Raw genomic sequence first — 654 nt, forward strand, 5'->3', positions numbered from 1 at the left:
GGGTTACTGTCAGGGGAACGCGCACCCGAATAAAATTTCTCGGTCATTTCTACCGACCTCTGCAGTGCATAGCCGGAATCAGGGAAACCGTATTCAGCGGGATTGACCTGCATGTCACTAGTGATCGAGTTGATGATACGATCCTGTTCCGCGATACGGTTAAGCTGCTTTTGATAGGTATATTCTTCCGACTTCCATTCACGGAGAAATGGATGAACGTTGTAGGCTTTGAATGGGTATTCCTCGCGTTTTGACCGGGACAACTCGTTCCACAGCGAGTGCCATTTTTTAACTCGCCAAAAGCACATCATGGAACCCAGGGACGCGCMAACCAGGGTGGCCTCGGTTTTGACATTGAGGGCCGCCGCCCCTTCGAAAAGATTGCGGGCGTCGGCAAGATAATATGTCCCGACACCTATTGCCGCATCAACAGAAGCCGCTGAGACCCACCCCATAGTTTAATCCAGATCGTTGATACAAAACAGTTTGAGAGCGCTCATTCCGTTCTGTTGCGCAGCAAGAAAACGGTAAATTTTCTCATCGGAATCATACTGGTCTCCCGCTGTCGGGATGTCCGATATGTCCTTTGCGGTTTTCATATCCTCTATCGTCTTGAGTTGTTCGGAAGCACCGCCGTCCTGACCGATCCTCATC

The 654-nt window shown here is 50.4% G+C and carries 2 pseudogenes; both read right to left on the bottom strand.

Annotated features, from left to right (window positions below):
- A pseudogene (locus AB4Z23_RS27715) lies at positions 1 to 455 on the bottom strand (hypothetical protein); the annotation flags it as partial.
- Between the two features lie 3 nt (positions 456 to 458).
- Positions 459 to 654, bottom strand: a pseudogene (locus tag AB4Z23_RS27720) (hypothetical protein); the annotation flags it as partial.

Source organism: Agrobacterium sp. MCAB5, assembly GCF_052114365.1.
In the GTDB taxonomy this organism is placed as follows: Bacteria; Pseudomonadota; Alphaproteobacteria; order Rhizobiales; family Rhizobiaceae; genus Agrobacterium; species Agrobacterium tumefaciens.